At 71.1% G+C, this 19,835-nt stretch carries 20 protein-coding genes; 10 read left to right on the top strand and 10 right to left on the bottom strand.

Translation table 11 applies throughout. From position 1 onward, the window contains the following. Positions 1-5 precede the first annotated feature (5 nt). The 3 genes from cobT to D0D28_RS10840 all read right to left on the bottom strand — a co-directional run bounded on the left by cobT (position 6) and on the right by D0D28_RS10840 (position 2,773). Positions 6-1,049 carry a nicotinate-nucleotide--dimethylbenzimidazole phosphoribosyltransferase gene (gene cobT, locus D0D28_RS10850; RefSeq protein WP_116110488.1) on the bottom strand — a complete coding sequence of 348 codons (1,044 nt, stop codon included), beginning with the start codon at positions 1,047-1,049 and terminating at the stop codon, positions 6-8. A 15-nt stretch (positions 1,050-1,064) separates the two neighbouring features. Next, complete coding sequence (locus tag D0D28_RS10845; protein ID WP_116110487.1) at positions 1,065-2,054, bottom strand: aldo/keto reductase family protein; 990 nt, start codon at positions 2,052-2,054, stop codon at positions 1,065-1,067. Positions 2,055-2,116: 62 nt separating this feature from the next. Then, positions 2,117-2,773 carry a DUF3043 domain-containing protein gene (locus D0D28_RS10840; protein ID WP_162831030.1) on the bottom strand — a complete coding sequence of 219 codons (657 nt, stop codon included), beginning with the start codon at positions 2,771-2,773 and terminating at the stop codon, positions 2,117-2,119. Between the two features lie 174 nt (positions 2,774-2,947). Here D0D28_RS10840 and D0D28_RS10835 point away from each other — a divergent pair, with 174 nt between their 5' ends. Continuing rightward, positions 2,948-3,319 (top strand): HesB/IscA family protein, encoded by a 372-nt coding sequence (locus D0D28_RS10835; protein WP_094004331.1) that lies wholly within the window; start codon positions 2,948-2,950, stop codon positions 3,317-3,319. Positions 3,320-3,380: 61 nt separating this feature from the next. Here D0D28_RS10835 and D0D28_RS36115 read toward each other — a convergent pair whose 3' ends face one another. Beyond that, on the bottom strand, positions 3,381-3,551 hold the full coding sequence (locus D0D28_RS36115) for a hypothetical protein (RefSeq protein ID WP_205413224.1): 171 nt from the start codon (positions 3,549-3,551) through the stop codon (positions 3,381-3,383). Between the two features lie 140 nt (positions 3,552-3,691). Here D0D28_RS36115 and D0D28_RS10830 point away from each other — a divergent pair, with 140 nt between their 5' ends. After that, positions 3,692-4,681: a carbohydrate kinase family protein gene (locus D0D28_RS10830; protein ID WP_094004332.1), complete on the top strand. Its 990-nt coding sequence runs from the start codon at positions 3,692-3,694 to the stop codon at positions 4,679-4,681. Between the two features lie 75 nt (positions 4,682-4,756). On the opposite strand, the gene asnB is transcribed toward D0D28_RS10830, so the two are convergent. Beyond that, positions 4,757-6,691 (bottom strand): asparagine synthase (glutamine-hydrolyzing), encoded by a 1,935-nt coding sequence (gene asnB / locus D0D28_RS10825; RefSeq protein ID WP_116110485.1) that lies wholly within the window; start codon positions 6,689-6,691, stop codon positions 4,757-4,759. A 166-nt stretch (positions 6,692-6,857) separates the two neighbouring features. On the opposite strand from asnB, the gene ctaC reads away from it, so the two are divergent. Together ctaC and D0D28_RS10815 are read left to right on the top strand one after the other, a co-directional pair. Continuing rightward, positions 6,858-7,799 carry an aa3-type cytochrome oxidase subunit II gene (gene ctaC, locus D0D28_RS10820; protein ID WP_162830552.1) on the top strand — a complete coding sequence of 314 codons (942 nt, stop codon included), beginning with the start codon at positions 6,858-6,860 and terminating at the stop codon, positions 7,797-7,799. A 52-nt stretch (positions 7,800-7,851) separates the two neighbouring features. Beyond that, entirely contained in the window at positions 7,852-8,271 is a 420-nt protein-coding gene (locus D0D28_RS10815) for a cytochrome c oxidase subunit 4 (RefSeq protein WP_094004335.1), read from the top strand. A 1,000-nt stretch (positions 8,272-9,271) separates the two neighbouring features. Here D0D28_RS10815 and trpD read toward each other — a convergent pair. Genes trpD through D0D28_RS10800 form a run of 3 tightly spaced genes read right to left on the bottom strand, consistent with a single transcriptional unit; the run spans position 9,272 to position 11,231 of the window. After that, positions 9,272-10,297, bottom strand: a complete 1,026-nt coding sequence (trpD, locus tag D0D28_RS10810) for an anthranilate phosphoribosyltransferase (RefSeq protein ID WP_116110484.1) — start codon at positions 10,295-10,297, stop codon at positions 9,272-9,274. A gap of 50 nt (positions 10,298-10,347) precedes the next feature. Continuing rightward, the gene (locus D0D28_RS10805) at positions 10,348-10,758 is read right to left on the bottom strand and encodes a hypothetical protein (protein ID WP_116110483.1); all 411 of its coding nucleotides are present in this window, start codon (positions 10,756-10,758) and stop codon (positions 10,348-10,350) included. Positions 10,759-10,799: 41 nt separating this feature from the next. Beyond that, complete coding sequence (locus tag D0D28_RS10800; protein WP_094004338.1) at positions 10,800-11,231, bottom strand: hypothetical protein; 432 nt, start codon at positions 11,229-11,231, stop codon at positions 10,800-10,802. Positions 11,232-11,327: 96 nt separating this feature from the next. On the opposite strand from D0D28_RS10800, the gene ctaE reads away from it, so the two are divergent. Genes ctaE through qcrB form a run of 4 tightly spaced genes read left to right on the top strand, consistent with a single transcriptional unit; the run spans position 11,328 to position 15,666 of the window. After that, a complete protein-coding gene (gene ctaE / locus D0D28_RS10795; protein ID WP_094004339.1) occupies positions 11,328-11,957 on the top strand; it encodes an aa3-type cytochrome oxidase subunit III in 630 nt (209 codons plus the stop codon). Positions 11,958-12,011: 54 nt separating this feature from the next. Continuing rightward, the gene (gene qcrC, locus D0D28_RS10790) at positions 12,012-12,830 is read left to right on the top strand and encodes a cytochrome bc1 complex diheme cytochrome c subunit (RefSeq protein ID WP_094004340.1); all 819 of its coding nucleotides are present in this window, start codon (positions 12,012-12,014) and stop codon (positions 12,828-12,830) included. Between the two features lie 5 nt (positions 12,831-12,835). Continuing rightward, positions 12,836-13,999, top strand: coding sequence for a cytochrome bc1 complex Rieske iron-sulfur subunit (gene qcrA / locus D0D28_RS10785; RefSeq protein WP_094004341.1), 1,164 nt, complete (start codon positions 12,836-12,838; stop codon positions 13,997-13,999). Then, a complete protein-coding gene (qcrB, locus tag D0D28_RS10780) occupies positions 13,996-15,666 on the top strand; it encodes a cytochrome bc1 complex cytochrome b subunit (RefSeq protein ID WP_094004342.1) in 1,671 nt (556 codons plus the stop codon). Before qcrA ends, qcrB begins: the two co-directional genes overlap by 4 nt. Positions 15,667-15,725: 59 nt before the next feature. Here qcrB and D0D28_RS10775 read toward each other — a convergent pair whose 3' ends face one another. Further along, positions 15,726-16,013 carry an Lrp/AsnC family transcriptional regulator gene (locus D0D28_RS10775; protein ID WP_094004343.1) on the bottom strand — a complete coding sequence of 96 codons (288 nt, stop codon included), beginning with the start codon at positions 16,011-16,013 and terminating at the stop codon, positions 15,726-15,728. A gap of 54 nt (positions 16,014-16,067) precedes the next feature. Then, a complete protein-coding gene (locus D0D28_RS10770; RefSeq protein ID WP_116110538.1) occupies positions 16,068-17,777 on the bottom strand; it encodes a DEDD exonuclease domain-containing protein in 1,710 nt (569 codons plus the stop codon). 84 nt (positions 17,778-17,861) lie between these two features. Between D0D28_RS10770 and D0D28_RS10765 the strand changes: the two genes are divergently transcribed. After that, entirely contained in the window at positions 17,862-19,232 is a 1,371-nt protein-coding gene (locus D0D28_RS10765) for an NYN domain-containing protein (protein WP_167481493.1), read from the top strand. A gap of 135 nt (positions 19,233-19,367) precedes the next feature. Then, positions 19,368-19,598: a hypothetical protein gene (locus D0D28_RS10760; protein WP_094004345.1), complete on the top strand. Its 231-nt coding sequence runs from the start codon at positions 19,368-19,370 to the stop codon at positions 19,596-19,598. Positions 19,599-19,835: the final 237 nt, after the last annotated feature.

Raw genomic sequence — 19,835 nt, 5'->3', positions numbered from 1 at the left:
CCGGATCAAGCGTTCGGCGGCGCGACTCCGGCTTCGGCGTGCGTGGGCAGGTCCGTGAGCATCCGGGCGGCCGTGACCAGCAGCGGGAGCGCCGTCGCGGTCGGCGTGCCGTCGCCGAGCCGGATGCCCAGGTCGGCGATCGGCTTCAGGTCGAGGTGCTCCAGCACCATCCGGTGCGCCGGCTCGGCGTCGCGGTGGGCGGCCTGCCACCACGAGCGCGCGCCGGGCGCCAGTTCCTCGGCCACCAGCGCGGCCGCGCCCACCGCGAGGCCGTCCAGCAGCACCGGGGTCCGGCGGACCGCGGCCTGCGCCAGGAAACCGGTCAGCGCGGCCAGATCCGCGCCGCCCGCCGTGCGGAGCAGCGCGACCGGATCGGGCAGCACGGCGCGGGCCCGGCGCAGCGCGTCCCGGATCGCGGCGGCCTTGCGCATCCAGGCGTTGTCGTCGATGCCCGAGCCGCGGCCCACCACGGCCACCGGCTCGGCCCCGGTCAGCGCGGCGACCAGCACCGCGGCCGGCGTGCTCACCCCGACCCCGACGCTGCCCGCGACGAGCAGGTCGGTGCCCTCGTCCACCTCGGCGTCCGCGATCGCCATCCCGGCCCGCAGCGCGGCCTGCACCTCGTCTTCGGTGAGGGCGTCCTCGACGTCGATCGACCCGGAGCCGGCCCGGACCTTGAACTCGGCGACCGGCGTCTCCCCGTCGACCGAGATGTCGGCGACGCGCAGCCCGGCGCCGGCCACGGCCGCGGCGACCGCGACCGGGCCGGAGCCCTTGAGCAGGGTGCTCACCAGCTGCGCGGTGGCCTCCGGCCGGTAGGCGGAGACGCCCTTGGCGGCGATCCCGTGGTCCCCGGCGAACACGATCACGCGGGGCCGCTGGAACCGCCGCGGCGGCACCGAGCCCTGGCACGCCGCGACCCACGCGCCGAGCGCCTCCAGCTGACCCAGCGAGTCGACCGGCTTGAGCAGCTCGGCGTGCCGGCGCAGGGCCTCGGCGCGGGCGGGCTCGTCGGGCTGGGGGACGTCGGCGAACGACACGTCAGTCACGGCGCCAACTTATCGTCAGCCCGCGCGGGCGGTCAGGCGCGGATCCTCCTCGACGACGCCGAGCAGGACCGAGTCGATCTCGGTGAGCAGGTCGGCGTCGAGCTTCACGCCGGCCGCCTTGACGTTCTCGTGCACCTGCTCCGGCCGGGAGGCGCCGACGATCGCGGAGGCGACGTTCGGGTTCTGCAGCACCCACGCCACCGCCAGCTGCGCGAGCGTCAGCCCGGCCTGCGCGGCCAGTGGCTCCAGCCGGGCGACGCGCTCCAGCACCTCGTCCTGCAGGAACCGCTGCACGAACCGCGAGCCGTTCTCGTCGGTGGCGCGCGATCCGGCGGGCGGCGGCTGGCCCGGCTTGTACTTCCCGGTCAGCACCCCCTGCGCGATGGGCGACCAGACGATCTGGCTCAGCCCCTCCCGCTCGCTCGCGGGCACGACCTGGGCTTCGATGACGCGCCAGAGCATGTTGTACTGCGGCTGGTTCGACACGAACGGGATCCGCAGCTCGCGGGCCAGCGCCGCGCCGCGCGTGATCTCCTCGGCGTTCCACTCCGAGACCCCGATGTAGAGCACCTTGCCCTGGCGGACCAGATCGGCGAAGGCCGACATGGTCTCCTCCAGCGGCACGGTCGGGTCGAACCGGTGCGCCTGGTAGAGGTCGATGTGATCGGTCTGCAGGCGCTTCAGCGACGCGTGGCAGGACTCGATGATGTGCTTGCGGCCCAGGCCGCGGTCGTTCGGACCGCCGGGGCCGGTCGGCCAGAACACCTTGGTGCAGATCTCCAGGCTCTCCCGGCGCTGACCGGCCAGCCCCCGCCCGAGCACCGACTCCGCCACGGTGTTCGCGTAGACGTCGGCGGTGTCGAAGGTGGTGATCCCGGCGTCGAGCGCGGCCTTGATGCAGGCCTGGGCCTGCTCCTCGGCGATCTGGGACCCGTGGGTGAGCCAGTTCCCGTAGGCGATCTCACTGACGGACAGGCCACTGCGGCCGAGACGGCGAAACTCCATGGCCGGCAGCCTACTCGGAAATGGTTCGCCTTGCTAACGACCTGGAGTGGCTCCAGCCGGGGTCAGGAGACCTTGTCGCCCACCTTGACGCGCGGCTTCGGCATCCGGAGCTTGCGGATCTGGCTCGCCCGCACGAACGCGTACCACCCCAGCGACCGACCGCTGATGTTCTCCTTCGGGAACTTCTCGCGGGCCAGCCGGGCGATGCGGCGGCCGTTGAAGTAGCCCTCGACGGCCATCACGAGGATGGCGGCCATGCACAGCAGCGTCACGTACTGCTGGATCGCCGGGTAGGGCACCAGCAGCACGACGAACACGACGATGGCCAGCGGCATGAACGCGCCCAGGAAGTGGCGGCGCGAGTCGACCAGGTCGCGCACGTACGCCTTGACCGGGCCCTTGTCGCGCGGCAGCAGGTAGCGGTCGTCGCCGGCGGCCATCCGCTCCTGGCGCTCCCCGGCCAGGCGGCGCCGCTCTTCCTTGCTCACCGGGTTCGACTTGCGCAGCTCGCGGTTGCGCTTCATCGCCTCCCGCATGGTCCGCGGCGGCGGCGCGACCGGGCCGCGGCGCTTGCCCTCGGCCTCCTTGCGCTTCGGCGTCGGCCTGCCCTTGGCCGGGGTGTAACCCCGGGTGTGAGATTCGACGCTTTCGGCCACCTCGGCGGCCTCGCTTTCGGGGCTGTCTGCGGTGGTCGTGCTGTTACGACGGAGAAACCTCACTCGACCAGCTTATTCCAGACACCGGCGTCCGTGTTCATCCCCCTCGGGGATGTGTAACCATGGGATCAGCGCCAAGGCGGGAAACCAGCCCGGGAACAGATCGGGTGGCACTGGTGTTTCCAGTAGGGAGGAGCACCCCCCACCCGGTGCACGGCAAGACCCCGAGGGAGAGCTATGACTGCCGCTGAGCAGACCAGCACGCAGGCCGAGGCCGAGGCCACCCACGGCGTGACCTTGAGCGACGCCGCGGCGAGCAAGGCGAAGGCCCTGCTCGACCAGGAAGGCCGCGACGACATGCACCTGCGCATCGCGGTCCAGCCCGGTGGTTGCGCGGGCCTGCGCTACCAGCTGTTCTTCGACGAGCGCACGCTCGACGGCGACCTGTTCCGCGAGTTCGACGGCCTGCGCGTGGCGGTCGACCGGATGAGCGCGCCGTACGTCGAGGGCGCGGTGATCGACTTCGTCGACTCGATCGAGAAGCAGGGCTTCACCATCGAGAACCCGAACGCCACGGGCTCCTGCGCCTGCGGTGACTCGTTCCACTGAGCCATCACACGAAAGGGCGCCGGTCGAAGCTTCGACCGGCGCCCTTTTCGCGTCCGCGTAACTAATAGTCCTCCAGCCCGACTACCTGTGCGTGGCAGGCGTCGGCGACGGCCCAGTCCCGCGGCGCGGGCGGGCGGGGCGCCGAGGCGTGCGCGGCGCGCAGTTCGGCGGGGATGTCGGCGCAGTCGTCGATCAGCTCGGCGATGGTCTCCGGTTCCGTCACGGTGCTCACGCAGGCGACGCTAGGACGACCAGCGCGAGCCGGACAGGTCTACCAGCTAGTAGTGTCGGTCAGCGGGTCAGATTTAGCTCCGACGGGGTATTTCCCGTCGGTAACTTCAGTTCGAGCCAGCCAGAGGGAGCAGAGCACCGGTGGCCATCAACGCCCGCATCGCCGTTTCCGGCAGCATCGCAACCGACCATCTCATGCACTTCCCCGGCCGGTTCGCCGAGCAGCTGGTCGCCGACCAGCTGCACCGCGTCTCGCTGAGCTTCCTCGCCGACGACCTGGTCGTCCGGCGCGGCGGCATCGGCGCCAACATCGCCTTCGGCCTGGGCGTGCTCGGCGCGAGCCCGGTGCTGGTCGGCGCGGCGGGCGCGGACTTCGCCGACTACCGGTCCTGGCTGGAGCGCCACGGGGTGGACACGGCCGGCGTGCTGATCTCGGAGCTGGCCCACACCGCCCGGTTCGTGTGCACCACCGACGACGACCTCAACCAGATCGCCACCTTCTACGCCGGCGCCATGGCCGAGGCCCGCAACATCGAGCTGGGCCCGATCGCCGACCGCGTGGGCGGGATCGGGCTGATGCTGATCGGCCCGGACGACCCGGACGGCATGCTCCGGCACGCCGACGAGTGCCGCCAGCGCGGGTTCGACTTCGCGGTGGACCCCTCCCAGCAGCTGGCGCGCATGACCGGCGAGCAGGCGCGGCGGTTCGTCGCCGGGGCGAAGTACCTGTTCACCAACGACTACGAGTGGGAGCTGCTGCTCCAGAAGACGGCCTGGTCCGAGGCCGACGTGCTCGACCACGTCGGCATCCGCATCACCACCCTCGGCGAGAAGGGCGTGGAGATCGTCGGCAAGGGCGGGGTGGCGCTGGAGGTCGGCGCGGTGCCCGAGCTGACCAAGGCCGACCCGACGGGCGTCGGCGACGGCTTCCGGGCCGGATTCCTGGCCGGCCTGAACGCGGACCTGAGCCTGGAGCGTTCCGCCCAGCTCGGCTCGATGATCGCCGTGCTGGTGCTGGAGACCGTCGGCACGCAGGAGTGGACCCTCGACCGCGAGTCGGCGCTGTCCCGGATCGGCGCGGCGTTCGGCCCGGACGCGGCGGCGGAGATCGCTCCCGCGCTGCCCGCCTGACCCCCCGCACGCGGCTCGCGAAAAAACGGGCCGTGGCCGGTCATCCGGCCACGGCCCGTCACGGGGGTCAGCGCGTCAGATCCGCACCGGGTAGACCGGCTCCGGGATCTCCGGCTTGATGCGGTGCTCGATGAAGATGCCGTGCCAGATCATGAACACCAGCAGCGCCCAGATGCGCCGGCTGTGGTCCAGCGTGCCGGCCCGGTGCTCGTCGAGCAGGCGCTGCACGGCCTGCTTGTCCAGCAGCTCGTCGGTCCTGGAATCGGCGATGATGCCGCGCGCCCAGTCGTACATCTCGTCGCGCAGCCACAGCCGGATCGGCACCGGGAAGCCCAGCTTGCGGCGGTTCAGCACGTGCGCCGGGACGATGCCCTCCAGCGCGCGGCGCAGGGCGTACTTCGTGGTCTCCTTGGTGATCTTCTGGTCCAGCGGGATGCCGGCCGCGACCTTGAACACCTCGGCGTCCAGGAACGGCACCCGCAGCTCCAGCGAGTTCGCCATGGTCATCTTGTCGGCCTTGACCAGGATGTCGCCGCGCAGCCAGGTGAACAGGTCCACGTGCTGCATCCGGGCGACCGGGTCCCAGTTCGCCGACGTGCGGTAGTGCTCCGCGGTGACGTCCCGGTGCCCGACGCCCTCCTGGAACGTCTTCAGCACGCCGCGCAGCTGGTCGTCGCGGAAGATGCGGGCGTTGCCGTAGTAGCGCTCCTCCAGCGGCAGCGCGCCCCGGCGCAGCAGGTCCTTGCCGCGGGTGCCCTCCGGGATCCGCTCCGACACCTTGCCGATCACCTTGCGCAGGCCGCCGGGCACCTTCTCGAACGGCGCCAGCGACAGCGGCTCGTTGTAGATCGTGTAGCCGCCGAACAGCTCGTCCGAGCCCTCGCCGGACAGCACCGCCTTGACGTGCTTGCGCGCCTCCCGCGCGATGAACCACAGCGGCACCAGCGCCGGGTCGGCCACCGGGTCGTCGAGGTACCAGACGATGAGCGGCAGGGCCTCCATCATCTCGTCCGCCGACACCGTCCGGATGACGTGCTTCACGCCGATCGCCGCCGCCGACTCGGCCGCCACGTCGACCTCGGAGTAGCCCTCGCGCTCGAACCCGGTGGTGAACGCGATCAGGTTCGGGTTGTGCTCCTTGGCCAGCGCCGCGATCGCGGTCGAGTCGATGCCGCCGGACAGGAACGTGCCGACGGTGATGTCCGGGTCGGCGATCATGTGCTTGCCGACCGAGTCGCGCATCACGTCGCGGATGCGCTCGTGCAGGATCTTCGCCTCGGCGGCGCCGCGCACCGGCTTGGCGGTGAACTCGGGGAAGAAGTAGCGCTCGATCCTGGGCTCGCCGCCGGGGGACACGGTGAACGACGTGCCCGACTCGATGCGGCGGATGCGCGTGTGCAGGGTCTCCGGCTCCGGCACGTACTGCAGGGTCAGGTAGTGCTGCAGGGCGGTCCGGTCCAGCTGCTTGGTGATCCCCAGCACGCCGGAGAGCTCCAGCAGCGACTTCTTCTCGCTGGAGAACGCCGTGCCGCCCGGCCCGTGCGTGTAGAACAGCGGCTTGATGCCGAACGGGTCGCGTGCGCCGAAGATCACCTTTTCCTCGGCGTCCCAGATCAGGAACGCGAACATGCCCCGCAGCTTCGCCACCGCCGAGCGGCCCCAGTAGTGGTAGGCGGCGACGATCGCCTCGCCGTCGCCCTCTGTGGCGAACTTCGCACCGTGCTCTTCCGTGAGCTGTTCCCGCAGCTCACGGTAGTTGTAGATCTCGCCGTTGAAGTTCAGCGTGTACCGGTTCGGCGACTCCGGCGGGCCCCAGGTCAGGGGCTGGTGGGCGTGCTCGACGTCGATGAACGCGAGCCGGTTGAAGCCGTAGACGACCTCGGCGTCGGTCCAGGTGTCGCGCTCGTCGGGACCGCGATGACGCTGGCAGCGCATGGCTTCGCCGACCGCGTCACGCGCGTTGACCGCGTCGTTCTCAGTGGCACACACCAGTCCAAGCAGGCCGCACACGGATATTCACACCTCGAGGTCGTGGCCGGATGTCGAGCGCCCAGTATGCCCGCAGCCCCCGCCACGAACGGTCACCCCTTGGGCTGCGGATCGCGGTAGCTCGGCTAGGCTCCCGCTGGTAAGCCAGAAATCGTCAAGGAGGCCTGGGTTGAAAGGGCGCTGCGCAGTGGGCAGGGATGAGCGCACTCCGGCATCACGTTCGGCGAAAGTGGGTAAGGTCGCCGCGCTGGCCGGGCTCGTCGCGCTCCTGGCGACCGGGTGCTCCGGTGACGAGGTGCTGCGGTTCGGGTGGCCCGTCGGCGTGACCAAGGAGTCCGAGGACATGCGTGTCCTGTGGACCTGGTCCGTCATCGCCGCGCTCGTCGTCGGCGTCATCGTGTGGGGCCTGATCTTCTGGTCGGTCGCCTTCCACCGGAAGAAGAAGACCCACGGGCCGGGCGACCTGCCGCGGCAGTTCCAGTACAACGTGCCGCTCGAGCTGTTCTGCGTCGTGCTGCCGCTCGTGATGGTCTGCGTGCTGTTCTTCTTCACCGCGACCACCGAGAGCAAGGTGCTGGCCGAGGAGCCGGACCCGGACGTCACGGTCGACGTGATCGCGTTCCAGTGGAACTGGGAGTTCGACTACCCGAGCGCGCCGAAGGACGCCAACGGCCAGGTCATCAAGACCGTCGGCAGCTCGAGCGAGATCCCGATCCTGGTCCTGCCCGCCGGCAAGCGGATCCAGTACAACCTGCGGTCGGCCGACGTCATCCACTCCTTCTGGGTGCCGGAGTTCCACTTCAAGCGGGACGTGTTCCCGGACCCGGAGAAGAACAACCAGGACCCGTCGTTCCAGAACACGATCGACCGGACCGGTGCGTTCGTCGGCCGCTGCGCCGAGCTGTGCGGCACCTACCACTCGGGCATGAACTTCGAGGTCCGGGCGCTGCCCGCGGACCAGTTCGACCGGTACATCCAGCTGCGCACGCAGATCAACCCGGCCACCGGGCAGCCGAACACCACCGCCGAGGCGCTGGCCGCGCTGAACTGCGGCGAGCTGTGCGCGCCGCAGGCGACCACGACGAAGCCGTTCAACACCGACCGCACGCTGCGGACGCAGTCCGGCTGAGCCGGTTGGTTCACGTGGGTGTTGGAAGCATGAGCACAGTGAGGACAGCGTCATGAAGGTCGAAGCCCGGATTTTCGACTTGGTCACCGCTTTCGCGTTCTTCATCGCGATCGTGTACGGCGTGTGGACCGGCCTGGCCAGTGGCTACGGCGTCGAGCCGGTCGGCCTGGTAGCCCTGATCCTGACCGGCGGGCTGTCCCTCCTGGCGGGCAGCTACATGCGGTTCGTGGGCCGCCGGATCGAACCGCGCCCCGAGGACCGCGACGACGCCGAAATCAGTGATGGCGCCGGCGAGATGGGCTTCTTCAGCCCGGGCAGCTACTGGCCGGTCGGGCTGGCCGCGTCGGCCGCGTTCGTCGGTCTCGGCCTGGCGTTCTTCCACATCTGGATGCTGGTCGTCGGGGGGATCCTGATTCTGCTCACGGTGGGCGGCCTGGTGTTCGAGTACCACACGGGGCCCAACCACGAGTGATGTTTGTTCTGCGGGGGGCCCGTCCGGCGGATGCACGCCGGGCGGGCCTTTTTCGCGTGCCGGGTGCGGGCTGGGTGTTCGGGTGAGGGGCGCCCTGTTGCGGCTGGTGCGGGCTGGTTGCGTGGCTGTCGTGCCCTTTTGTGACTGGTGTGGGCTGGGTGCCTGGCTGAGGGCGGCCGTGTCTTGTTCCTGGTGAGGCTGGTGTTCGGCTGAGGGCAGCCCTCTTCGTCCGTGGTGCGGGCTGGGCGTTCGGCGGAGGGGCGCCCTTTTGTGACTGGTGCGGGCTGAGTGTCTGGCTGAGGCGGCCCTGGGCGGTCTTCCTTCGCCGAGTGGCCCTTCCACGCAGCACGAACGGTCCCTTCATGTGGTCACCGTTGGGCCGGTCGTGGGGGCGCGGTTGGTCTTCTCGTGCGGCCGCGGCTGGTCCAGCCGTGCGGTTGCCAGTGGCGCCTGCGCGAGTGGGCTTCTCGGGTCGTCGCCGTTGGTCCTTCCGTGCGGCCACCACTGGTCCAGCCGTGCGGTCGCCAGTCGCACGCACGCGAACGGTCCTCTCGTGCGGCCATCACGTGCCCAGTCGTGCGGGTGCCAGTGGTGCCTGCGCGGGTGGTTTTCTCGTGCGGTCGGGGTGGGTCCAGTCGCGCGGCTGCCGCTGGCTCAGTCGTGCGGGTGCCAGTGGTGCCTGCGCGGGTGGTTTTCTCGTGCGGTCGGGGTGGGTCCAGTCGCGCGGCTGCCGCTGGCTCAGTCGTGCGGGTGCCAGTGGTGCCTGCGCGGGTGGTTTTCTCGTGCGGTCGCGGTTGGTCCAGTCGCGCGGGTGCCAGTGGTGCCCGCGCGAGTGGTCTTCTCGTGCGGCCACCACCGGCCCAGTCGTGCGGGCGCCAGTCGCGCCTACGCGAACGGTCCTCTCGTGCGGCCGCCGTTGGTCCAGCCTCGCGGCCACCACCGGCCCCACTGCGCACCCAGGCCCGACCCAGCCGCGCACCCAACCCCCAACCGAGAAAACTCAGCGGAAAGCCGCCCACCGAGCCAGCAGCTCGGCAGCCGCACCCGAATCCACGGCCTCCGCCGCCCGGCGCAGTCCCGCCGTCAGGTCATCCTCCAGCGACTCCGTGAACCCGGCGTGCGCCGCCAGCGCGCCAGCGGCATTGAGCAGCACCGCATCCCGTACCGGGCCCGGCTTGCCCGCCACCAGCTCCCGCACGACCTCCGCGTTCACCGCCGGGTCGCCGCCCCGCAGGTCCTCCGCCGTCGCGCGTGGGATGCCCAGCGCGGCCGGGTCCAGCGACGCCGCCCGCACCGCCCCGGCCGACACCACCCACACCGAGCTGGTCGTCGTCGTGGTGAGTTCGTCCAGGCCGTCGTCTCCGCGGACCACCAGCGTCGACGTGCCCCGGCGCGCGAACACCCGCGCCAGCACCTCCGTCTTGTCCGGGAACGCGCACCCGATCAACCCGGCCGTCGGCTGGGCCGGATTCGTCAACGGGCCCAGCAGGTTGAACGCCGTGGGCACCCCCAGCTCCCGGCGCGGCGCACCCGCGTGCCGGAACCCGGGGTGGAACACCGGCGCGAAGCAGAACCCGATGCCCAGCTCCTCCACACACCGCTGCACCCCCTCGGGCGGCAGGTCGATCGCCACCCCGAGGGCCTCCAGCACGTCCGCGGTCCCGGCCTTCGACGACGCCGCCCGGTTGCCGTGCTTCACCACCGGCACCCCGGCCGCCGCCGTCACGAGCGAGGCCATCGTCGAGATGTTCACCGACCCCGACCGGTCACCACCCGTGCCCACGATGTCCACCGCGTCCCGCGAGATCCGCACCCGCCGGGCGTGCGCGAGCATCGCGTCGGCCAGACCGGTGATCTCGGCCGGCGTCTCGCCCTTCGCGCGCAGCGCGACCAGGAAGCCGCCGACCTGGGCGGGGGTGGCCTCCCCGGACATCACCTGGTCCATCGCCCACGCGGTGTCCTCCGCGGACAGATCCGCGCCGGCGATCAGCTGGTTGAGCAGCGTGGGCCAAGTCTGCGTGCCCATGGTCACCTTTCCTCCAGACCGGCGAACCGGCCTGAGTTCGTCGCGGCGCCTCAGCCCCGGACGACCGGGACCCGGCGGGCCCGGCGAGCGTCCGCGACCGTCTCCGCCGCGGTCAGCGGGTCGAGCGGATGGACCAGGACGGCGTCGGCCTGGGACCAGGTCGCCAGCCAGCGGTCGTCCTTGCGCCGGACGGCGACCACGATCGGCGGGCAGTCGTCGATCTCGTTCTTCAACTGCCGGCACAACCCGATGCCGCCGGTCGGCTGGGCCTCGCCGTCCAGGATCGCCAGATCGACCGCGCCCTCGTCCATCTCGGCCAGCACGTCGGCCACTCCGGCGGCCTCGACGTAGTCGACCCGGCCCAGATCGGTGGCGGGCCTGCGGCCGACCGCCGTGATGATCGACTCCCGCACTTCTGGTCGGTGGCTGAACACCAGGATCCGCGTGGACTGTTCGGACAAGTCGACCCTCCGGCTTCGTCGCTGTACTGGTCGTGTCGATGCTAGCCGTCCCGCCCGGTTCCACCCAGGCCCATCGGCTGTAACGCGTCCCAGCCGAGCCAGTCGCCGTCCAGCCGCTGCGCCAGACCGGCCATCCGGGCCCGTTCCTGCGCGCAGTGCAGCGCGTCGAGCTTCTGCACGCGCAGCGCGTGCACCCGGACGGGTCCCGCGCCGCCGGCTTCCGGGCGCAGCTGCCACCCGTCCTGGGCGAGCACCGACGCCGCCTCGGTGACCCGATCCGGTGGCAGAACGAGGTGATGGCGCAGAATCGCCGGTTCGTCCGCCCGCCAGCGGTGTGATCTCCGAAGCACCGACGAGTCGGCTTCGGCGACGTCGAAGGCCTCGGCCACGACGACGACACCCTCGGTGTCCACGGTGAGCTCCGGTCCGCCACGCTTTCGCAGCAGGTCACGCACCCGATCGAAGAATCCCACGCCCTGATCCTCACCCTCCGCGTTCGTCACTGTGACCAACACCCCCGGCGCGGCGTGCCGGACCCGACCAAGCAGGTCGCTTCGCAGGGAGACATAATGCGACCCGTGACAACGGCAGCTCCCACCATCAGCCAGCGGGTGCACTCGCTGAACCGGCCGAACATGGTCAGTGTCGGCACGATCGTGTGGCTCTCCAGCGAGCTCATGTTCTTCGCCGGGCTGTTCGCGATGTTCTTCACGGTCAAGGCGCAGAACGACACGGGGGTCTGGCCGCCGATCAACCCGGCGACCGACGAGCCCATCCACCTCGACATCCCGTACGCGCTGCCCTTCACCATCATCCTGGTGGCGTCGTCGTTCACCTGCCAGCTCGGCGTGTTCGCCGCCGAGCGCGGTGACGTCTACGGGCTGCGCCGCTGGTACGTCATCACCCTGATCATGGGCGCGATCTTCGTCGCCGGTCAGGCCGGTGAGTACGTCACGTTGATCCACGAGGGCGTGACCATCCCGTCCGGGGCCTACGGCACCGTGTTCTTCCTGGCGACCGGGTTCCACGGTCTGCACGTGATCGGTGGTCTCGTCGCCTTCGTCTTCCTGCTCATCCGCACGAAGCTGAGCAAGTTCACCCCCGCGCAGGCGACCTCGGCGATCGTCGTGTCCTACTACTGGCACTTCGTCGACATCGTGTGGATCGGCCTGTTCGCGGTCATCTACATCATCCCGTGACCGCGCCAGCCACCCCATGGACCGGCCTGAACTGACAGCAAGGGTTGCCGAAGAATGACCACCAGCAAGAACACCTCCAGGCGCCGGTTCGGTGCCCGCACCAAGCTGCGCCGCCGCCTCGCCGGTGCGCTCGCGCTCGGTGTGGCGCTGGTCGGCGCGGGCCTGGGCTACGCCCTCCTGGTGCCGCAGCCGCAGACGGCGCAGGCGCAGGACGACCCGGCGCAGCTGCGCCTGGGCCAGCAGGTCTACAACAACAGCTGCATCAGCTGCCACGGCTCGAACCTGCAGGGCGTGGAGGACCGCGGGCCGAGCCTGATCGGCGTCGGCGACGCGGCCGTGTACTTCCAGACCTCGTCCGGCCGCATGCCGGCGGTCCGCCAGGAGGCGCAGGCCGAGCGCAAGCCGGCCAAGCTGACCCCGGAGGAGATCGACGCGCTCGGCGCCTACATCCAGGCCAACGGCGGCGGCCCGGAGCGGCCCGCCCAGACCGGTGAGGCGCTGCGCGGCGACAACCCGGCACGCGGTGGCGAGCTGTTCCGCCTCAACTGCGCGTCGTGCCACAACTTCACCGGCCAGGGCGGCGCCCTGTCGGCAGGCAAGTTCGCGCCGGAGCTCGGCCCGGCCAACGAAGAGCAGATCTACACGGCGATGTTGACCGGTCCGCAGAACATGCCGAAGTTCTCCGACCGGCAGCTCACCCCCGAGGAGAAGCGGGACATCGTCGCCTACGTCAAGTCCGTGTCCGACGGGAACAACAACCCGGGCGGCAACGGCCTGGGCGGCCTGGGGCCGGCCTCGGAGGCGCTCGTGGCGTGGATCGTCGGCATCGGCGCCATCGTCGGCGTGACTTTGTGGATTGGATCGAGGGCATGACTAGCATGGAAGAGCACCCGGGCGCCGGGCGCGAGCCGGGGGTTCCCCAGCCTTCCGAGGCCGAACTGGCCGAGATGGACCGCGACCAGCTGGTGGAGCTGGGGACGAAGCTCGATGGCGTCGAGCTGGTCGACTACCCGGACCCGTGGCCGGTCAAGGGCACCCGCGCCGAGAAGCGCGCGGAGCGGGTCGTCGCGCTGTGGTTCACCATCGCGGCGCTGGCCGGTCTGGGCTTCCTGGTGACCATCTGCTGGCCGGAGTGGTGGGAGTACAAGGCTCCGGACACCGGCGAGTACGAGACGTACGCGCTCTACACGCCCGTGCTGGGCTTCACGCTCGGCCTGTCGATCCTCGCGCTGGGCATCGGCGTGCTGCTCTACACCAAGCGGTTCATCCCGAACGAGCTCGCGGTGCAGGAGCGGCACGACGGCGACGGCAAGGGTTCGGCCGAGATCGACCGCAAGACCATCGTCGCGCAGCTGGCCGACGCGGGTAACCGCAGCACCATCGGCCGCCGCTCCCTGGTCAAGCGCACCGCCGGCCTCGGCGCCGGTGTGATGGGCCTGGGCCTGGTCGCCCTGCCGGTCGCCTCGTTCATCAAGAACCCGTGGGCCGACCCCGATTCCCCGGACAACCTGGCCCACACGCCGTGGAAGCCGGCGCACCCGGGCGAGACCGTCTACCTGCGCCGCTACACCGGCAAGCCGCACGAGGTCGTCCTGCTGCGCCCGGAGGACCTGGACGCGGGCGGCATGGAGACCGTCTACCCGTTCCGGGAGAGCGAGCGCGGCGACCACGAGGCGCTGTCCGCGGTCTTCATGCGCACGGACACCCCGGTCATGCTGATCCGCCTGCGTCCCGAGGACGCCCAGCGGGTCGTCAAGCGCGCGGGCCAGGAGGACTTCAACTTCGGCGACTACTACGCCTACACGAAGATCTGCAGTCACGTCGGATGCCCGACCTCCCTGTACGAGCAGCGGACCAACCGGATCCTGTGCCCGTGCCACCAGTCGCAGTTCGACGCCCTGCAGTACGCCAAGCCCATCTTCGGCCCGGCGACCCGCGCGCTTGCGCAGTTGCCCATCACGGTCAACGATGAGGGGTACTTCGTGGCGCGCGGAGACTTCATCGAGCCGGTCGGCCCCGCCTATTGGGAGCGCAAGTCATGAGTTCACTCACCACGCCGACCCGGGGGTCCGGCGCCCTGGAGCGGCACGCCGGCGAGGCCGCGAACAACATGGACCAGCGGTACCGCCTGGCCAAGGGCCTGCGGCACCAGATGAACAAGGTCTTCCCGACCCACTGGTCGTTCCTGCTCGGCGAGATCGCGCTCTACAGCTTCATCGTCGTGATCATCACGGGCGTCTACCTGACCCTGTTCTTCGATCCGTCGATGACCGAGGTCGTCTACAACGGGCCGTTCAAGAACCTGCAGGGCGTCGAGATGTCCCGCGCGTTCCAGACGACCCTGGAGATCTCGTTCGAGGTCCGCGGCGGCCTGTTCGTCCGCCAGCTGCACCACTGGGCCGCGCTGGTGTTCGTCGCGGCCATGATGGTGCACATGTTCCGGATCTTCTTCACCGGAGCGTTCCGCAGGCCGCGTGAGGCCAACTGGGTCATCGGCGCGCTGCTGCTGATCCTGGGCATGTTCGAGGGCTTCTTCGGCTACTCGCTGCCGGACGACCTGCTGTCGGGTACCGGTATCCGCGCCACGATGTCGGGCATCGTGCTCTCGGTGCCGATCATGGGCACCTGGCTGCACTGGGCGTTGTTCGGCGGGGAGTTCCCCGGCGACGAGATCGTGCCGCGCTTGTACACGCTGCACATCTTGTTGATTCCGGGCATCATGCTCGCGCTGGTCGGGGTGCACCTGGCGCTGGTCTGGTACCAGAAACACACCCAGTTCCCCGGCGTGCGGCGCAAGGAGACCAACGTCGTCGGCGTCCGGATCATGCCGGTGTTCGCCGCGAAGGCCGGTGCCTTCTTCGTCATCGTCACCGGCATCCTGTCGATGATGTCGGGTCTCTTCCAGATCAACCCGATCTGGAACCTGGGCCCGTACAACCCGGGGCAGGTGTCCGCGGGCTCGCAGCCGGACTGGTACCTCGCCTGGGCCGACGGCCTGCTGCGCATCTTCCCGGCGTGGGAGCTCTACCTGGGCAACTACACGGTCCCGGCGGTGTTCTTCGCCGGTGCGCTCTGGATGCCGATCCTGTTCGCGCTGCTGATCGCCTACCCGTTCATCGAGCGGAAGCTGTCCGGCGACACCGCGCACCACAACCTCCTGCAGCGCCCGCGTGACGCACCGGTCCGCACCTCGATCGGCATGATGGCGCTGGCGTTCTTCATGGTGATCGAGCTGTCCGGGTTCAACGACATCATCGCGGACAAGTTCAACATCTCGCTGAACGCGACGACGTGGGCCGGCCGCATCGGCATCCTGGTGCTGCCGCCGCTGGCGTACTTCATCACCTACCGGATCTGCCTGGGCCTGCAGCGGTCCGACCGCGAGGTGCTGGAGCACGGCATCGAGACCGGCATCATCAAGCGCCTGCCCCATGGTGAGTTCATCGAGATCCACCAGCCGCTGGGCGGTGTGGACGACCACGGCCACGCCATCCCGCTGGAGTACCAGGGCGCGGCGGTGCCGAAGAAGATGAACAAGCTCGGCGCGGCCGGGCGCGCGGTGCCGGGCACGATGCTGGCGCCGGACCCGGTGGAGGAGACCGCGGCGCTCGACCGGGCCCGCGGCGACGGGCACGGCAACGGCCACGTCCCGGGCGAGCTGCCCGAGAAGGGCGAGGTCCCGGCGGGCTGGAAGACGCCGGACCACTAGTCCACGGTCACGAGAAGGGCCCCCGGAGCGATCCGGGGGCCCTTTCTCGTTTCGTCCGGTCAGTCGGCGTCCTCGATGCCGATCGCGAACGCGGACTCGGTGTCGGCGGTGGAGTAGGACCGGAACGCGATGTGCGTGTCGGTGTCGATCACGCCGGGCACCTTGCCGATCCGGGCCGGGATGAGGTCGGCGAGCTCCTCGTGGGCGTGCACGCGCACGATCGCGATCAGGTCGACGTCGCCGGCGCACGAGTACACCTCCGCCACGCCGTCGATGTCGGCGATCGCCTGCGCGGTCTCCGGGATGCTGTCCGCCACGGCATGGATCAGCACGATCGCGGTGATCACTCGCGTCCTCCTCGCATGAATTGGGTAGCGCGGCGATCGTAGCTCCCCGCGTCCCTACCCGGCCTGCTCGAGCGACACGGCGGTGGCGACCTGCTCCAGCCAGCCGCGCCACGGGCCGGCGCCGTGCGCGGGCTCCGACCACGGCACGGCGGTGCGCACCAGCCGCACACCGGGCCGGGTGAGCCAGCGCAGCAGGATCGAGGTCTCCTCGGGCGGCGCCCCGTAGAGGGGCCCGGGGCCCGGCTCGACCGTCTCCGCCGACGCCACCAGCTGCTCGACCACCGGCATCGGCGGCACACCCCGGCGGGCCACTCCGGCGGAGGCCAGCCTGCCGTGCCGGATCACCGCGAACTCCCACCCGCGGTTGCCGTCCGGGGCCGCGGCGACCAGTTCCGGGATGGCGGCCAGCGACGACAGCCGGTGGGCCCGGTCGACGGCGCGCACCAGCACGGCGAGCTCGTCCCGCCGCCGCGCGGCCTGCTCGAAGTGCTCGGCCCCGGCCAGCTCGTCCAGCTGGCGCCGAGCCGAGTCCAGGGGCCGGGTGCCGCGGCCGGCGACCAGGTCGGCGATCGCGTGCACGCCGGGGGAGTACTCCTCGACGCTCTGCCGTCCGGCGCACGGCGCCCCGCACCGGCCGAGCTCGGCGGCCGCGCACGGCCGGCCGGACGGCGAGTGCGCGGAGATCCGCTGGGTGCACGTGCGCAGACCGACGGCGCCGGCCAGGGCGTCCGCCGCGATCTTGGCCGTGACCTGTGAGGAGAACGGCCCGAGTGCGCCGTCCTTGGGCAGCCGCACCACGGACAGGCGCGGGAAGGCCTCGTCGGTCAGCACGATCCACCACGACTTGCGCGGGTTCTTCGACCGCCGGTTGTAGGCGGGCCGGTGCGCGGCGATCAGCCGCAGCTCCCGGACCTGGGCCTCCAGGGCGTGGCTGCACTCGATGCCGTCCACCCGCCCGGCGAGGGCGACCATCTCGCGGATCCGGCCGCGGCTGTCCGAACCGGTGAAGTACTGGCGCACGCGGCGCCGCAGGTTGCTCGCCGTGCCGACGTAGAGAACCTCGTCGCCCGGGCCGCGGAAGAGGTAGACGCCCGGGCGTTCCGGCAGGTGGGCAGCCAGGCCGCGCTTGCGCCGCTGGGCCGGCGTCACCTCGGGCAGGTAGTCGAGCAGCTCCTCCAGGGACTGCACGCCGACGTTGCCGACGCGCTCCAGCAGCGCGTGCAGCACGTGGACGGTGGCGCGGGCGTCCTCCAGCGCGCGGTGGTTCGGCGTCACCGGCGAGCCGAACAGGGCCGCCAGCGCGGACAGCCGGAAGCTGGGACTGTCCTGCCGGGTCAGCACGCGGCGCGCCAGCCGGACCGTGCACACCACGGCCGGCCTGGGCCACGCGTAGCCGTGGTGCAGGCAGGCCGCGCGCATGAACGACGTGTCGAACGGCGCGTTGTGCGCGACCAGCACGGCGCCGCTGGCGAACTCCAGGAACGCGGGCAGCACGCGGTCGATCTTCGGCGCGTCGTGCAGCATCGCCGAGGTGATGCCGGTCAGCGCGACGATCTGCGGCGGGATCGGCATCCCCGGGTCGACGAGGGTGGCGAACTCACCCAGCACCTCGCCGCCGCGGACCTTGACCGCGCCGATCTCGGTGATGCCGTGCGGGCCCGGCTTGGTCCCGGTGGTCTCCAGGTCGAACACCACGAAGGTGGTGTCCCGCAACGGCGTGCCGAGTTCGTCGAAGGTCAGTTGCGCGCGGTCCGCCAGGTGCATGATCGGCACCCTAGGGAGGGGGACCGACAATCCCGGATCACGGCACGACCGGTGATCGTTACCGAAGCGGACTACCCTGGATGGATGTTTCCCTCAGTGCACGCCGAAGAGCCCGAAGACCCCGGTCTCCGGGCCGCCGCGGCGAGCCCGCGCCCGGAGCCGGACGCCAGGTCCGTGAGCTGGCGCGATCTGCCCGAGCCGGTGCGCGGCCGGCTCGCCGAGCTGGCCGCCGAGGCACTGGGGAAGATCCCGCGCATCGACATCCCGCAGCAGCTGCGCCCGGTCGCGAAGTTCGCGCCGGCGAAGCGGGCCAAGCTGGGTGGTGCGGCGCTCCTCACAACGCTGGAGGACTCGACGGCGTTCCGCACCGCCGTCCTGGAGTGGGTGCGTGAGTACCGGCCGGACGCGCTCGACCCGAACGACCCCGATCCGGTGGCCGCCGCGGTGGCGGCCGTCCTGCTGGGCGAGGCCAGCGCGGCCACCCGGGTGCGGCTGGTGGTCAAGAACGCGGCGGAGACGGCGCTGCGCGCCGAGCGCGACGCCGCGGTGGCGCGCAGCCAGCGGCTGGAGGCGGAGCTGGCGCGGGTGCGGGAGGAGCTGACGCAGGCGCTGGAGGCTGTCGAGCGGGCCCGCCAGGAGCGCGAGGAGGAGCTGACCAAGCTCCGCAACCGCCTGCGGGAGCAGGGCACGCAGCTGCGGCAGGCCAAGGACGCCGCTGAGGAGGCGCGTGAGCTGCTGGCGCAGGCCGACGTGCGGCGGGAGCAGGAGGTGGCCGCGGTGACCGCTCAGCTGGAGCGTGAGCGCCAGCGGGCGGCCGCCGAGCGGGCCCGGGCCGAGCGGGCGGCGGCGGACGCGGAGATCGCCCGCCAGTCCGCGAAGGAGGCCCGGGAAGCCGACGAGGTGCGGTTGTCGCTGCTCGTGGACACGCTGCAGGGCGCGGTGTCCGGGTTGCGGCGGGAGCTGTCGCTGGACACCAGCTCGCGGCGGCCCGCGGACACGGTGCCGGGGGCGTCGTCGGGGACCGGGGCCGGGCGTCAGGTGCGGGATCCGGCGGTGCTGGACCGGCTGCTCGCGCTGCCCAGCGTCCACCTGATCGTCGACGGCTACAACGTGACCAAGACCGGTTATCCGGAGCTGGCGCTGGCCGACCAGCGCAACCGGCTGGTCCAGCAGCTCGGGGCGCTGGCGGCGCGGACCGGCGCGGAGATCACGGTGGTGTTCGACGGCGCCGAGGTGATGTCGGTGCCGACCGTGAGCGCCCGCGGGGTGCGCGTGCTGTTCTCCGACCCGGGCGTGATCGCGGACGACGTGATCCGGTCGCTCGTGGCGGCCGAGCCCCAGGGGCGGCCGCTGGTGGTGGCCTCGACGGACCGCGCGGTGGCCGACTCGGTGCGGCGATCGGGGGCGCACCCGGTGGCTTCGGCGGTGCTGCTGGCTCGTCTGGGACGGGTCTGAGGAATTTTTTCAGCGGAGTTTCCGCTGGTCAGCGGTTTGCTGGTGCACCGTTGGTCCATTCGTTCGATACGCGCGCCCGAAATTGTCGGTGGTCACTCGTACCGTGCACCTCAGTAGGAACCGAGGAGGCACACCATGAACGACAACACCGTGATCATCGAGTGCAACCGGTGCACGCTGCGGGGCCGCGCCTGCGGTGACTGCGTGCTGAGCGCCGTGGTCGACGCACCCCCGGTGGTCGAACTCGACAGCGAGGAGCTGGCCGCGGTCGAGCTGCTGGCGGACGCCGGCCTGGTACCCCCGCCCCGGACGATCTCCCGCGGGCGCCGCCCGCACGTACGGCTACCGGAGCGCCGCGCCGGCTGACGGTCACCCGCGCACGGAGCTGCGGCGAAGCCACTCGCGGCGCAGGTTTGCCGACGGGCCGCGCGATTCCGAGGGGCCGCAGGCGAGCGGACGCCCGGCGCCGGAGGGCGGTGCCGGGCCGAGCCGGGGGGCGACGTGCCGGGCCGAGCCGGGGGCCGGCGTGCCGGGCCGAGCCGGGGGCCGGCGTGCCGGGCCGAGCCGGGGGCCGGCGTGTCGGCGGCCTGCTCGGCCCGGCAC

The organism is Amycolatopsis ruanii, assembly GCF_003385175.1.
Taxonomy (GTDB): domain Bacteria; phylum Actinomycetota; class Actinomycetes; order Mycobacteriales; family Pseudonocardiaceae; genus Amycolatopsis_E; species Amycolatopsis_E thermalba.
This window is presented reverse-complemented; position numbering and strand designations above follow the sequence as displayed.

What these genes read in the sequence shown, in the direction of transcription:
- ctaE (WP_094004339.1), top strand. Translation starts at nt 11,328, where the DNA reads ATGCGACCCGTGACAACGGCAGCTCCCACCATCAGCCAGCGGGTGCAC.
- qcrB (WP_094004342.1), top strand. Translation starts at nt 13,996, where the DNA reads ATGAGTTCACTCACCACGCCGACCCGGGGGTCCGGCGCCCTGGAGCGG.
- qcrA (WP_094004341.1), top strand. Translation starts at nt 12,836, where the DNA reads ATGGAAGAGCACCCGGGCGCCGGGCGCGAGCCGGGGGTTCCCCAGCCT.
- D0D28_RS10835 (WP_094004331.1), top strand. Translation starts at nt 2,948, where the DNA reads ATGACTGCCGCTGAGCAGACCAGCACGCAGGCCGAGGCCGAGGCCACC.
- qcrC (WP_094004340.1), top strand. Translation starts at nt 12,012, where the DNA reads ATGACCACCAGCAAGAACACCTCCAGGCGCCGGTTCGGTGCCCGCACC.
- D0D28_RS10815 (WP_094004335.1), top strand. Translation starts at nt 7,852, where the DNA reads ATGAAGGTCGAAGCCCGGATTTTCGACTTGGTCACCGCTTTCGCGTTC.
- trpD (WP_116110484.1), bottom strand. Translation starts at nt 10,297, where the DNA reads ATGGGCACGCAGACTTGGCCCACGCTGCTCAACCAGCTGATCGCCGGC.
- D0D28_RS10770 (WP_116110538.1), bottom strand. Translation starts at nt 17,777, where the DNA reads ATGCACCTGGCGGACCGCGCGCAACTGACCTTCGACGAACTCGGCACG.
- D0D28_RS10760 (WP_094004345.1), top strand. Translation starts at nt 19,368, where the DNA reads ATGAACGACAACACCGTGATCATCGAGTGCAACCGGTGCACGCTGCGG.
- D0D28_RS10845 (WP_116110487.1), bottom strand. Translation starts at nt 2,054, where the DNA reads ATGGAGTTTCGCCGTCTCGGCCGCAGTGGCCTGTCCGTCAGTGAGATC.
- D0D28_RS10765 (WP_167481493.1), top strand. Translation starts at nt 17,862, where the DNA reads ATGTTTCCCTCAGTGCACGCCGAAGAGCCCGAAGACCCCGGTCTCCGG.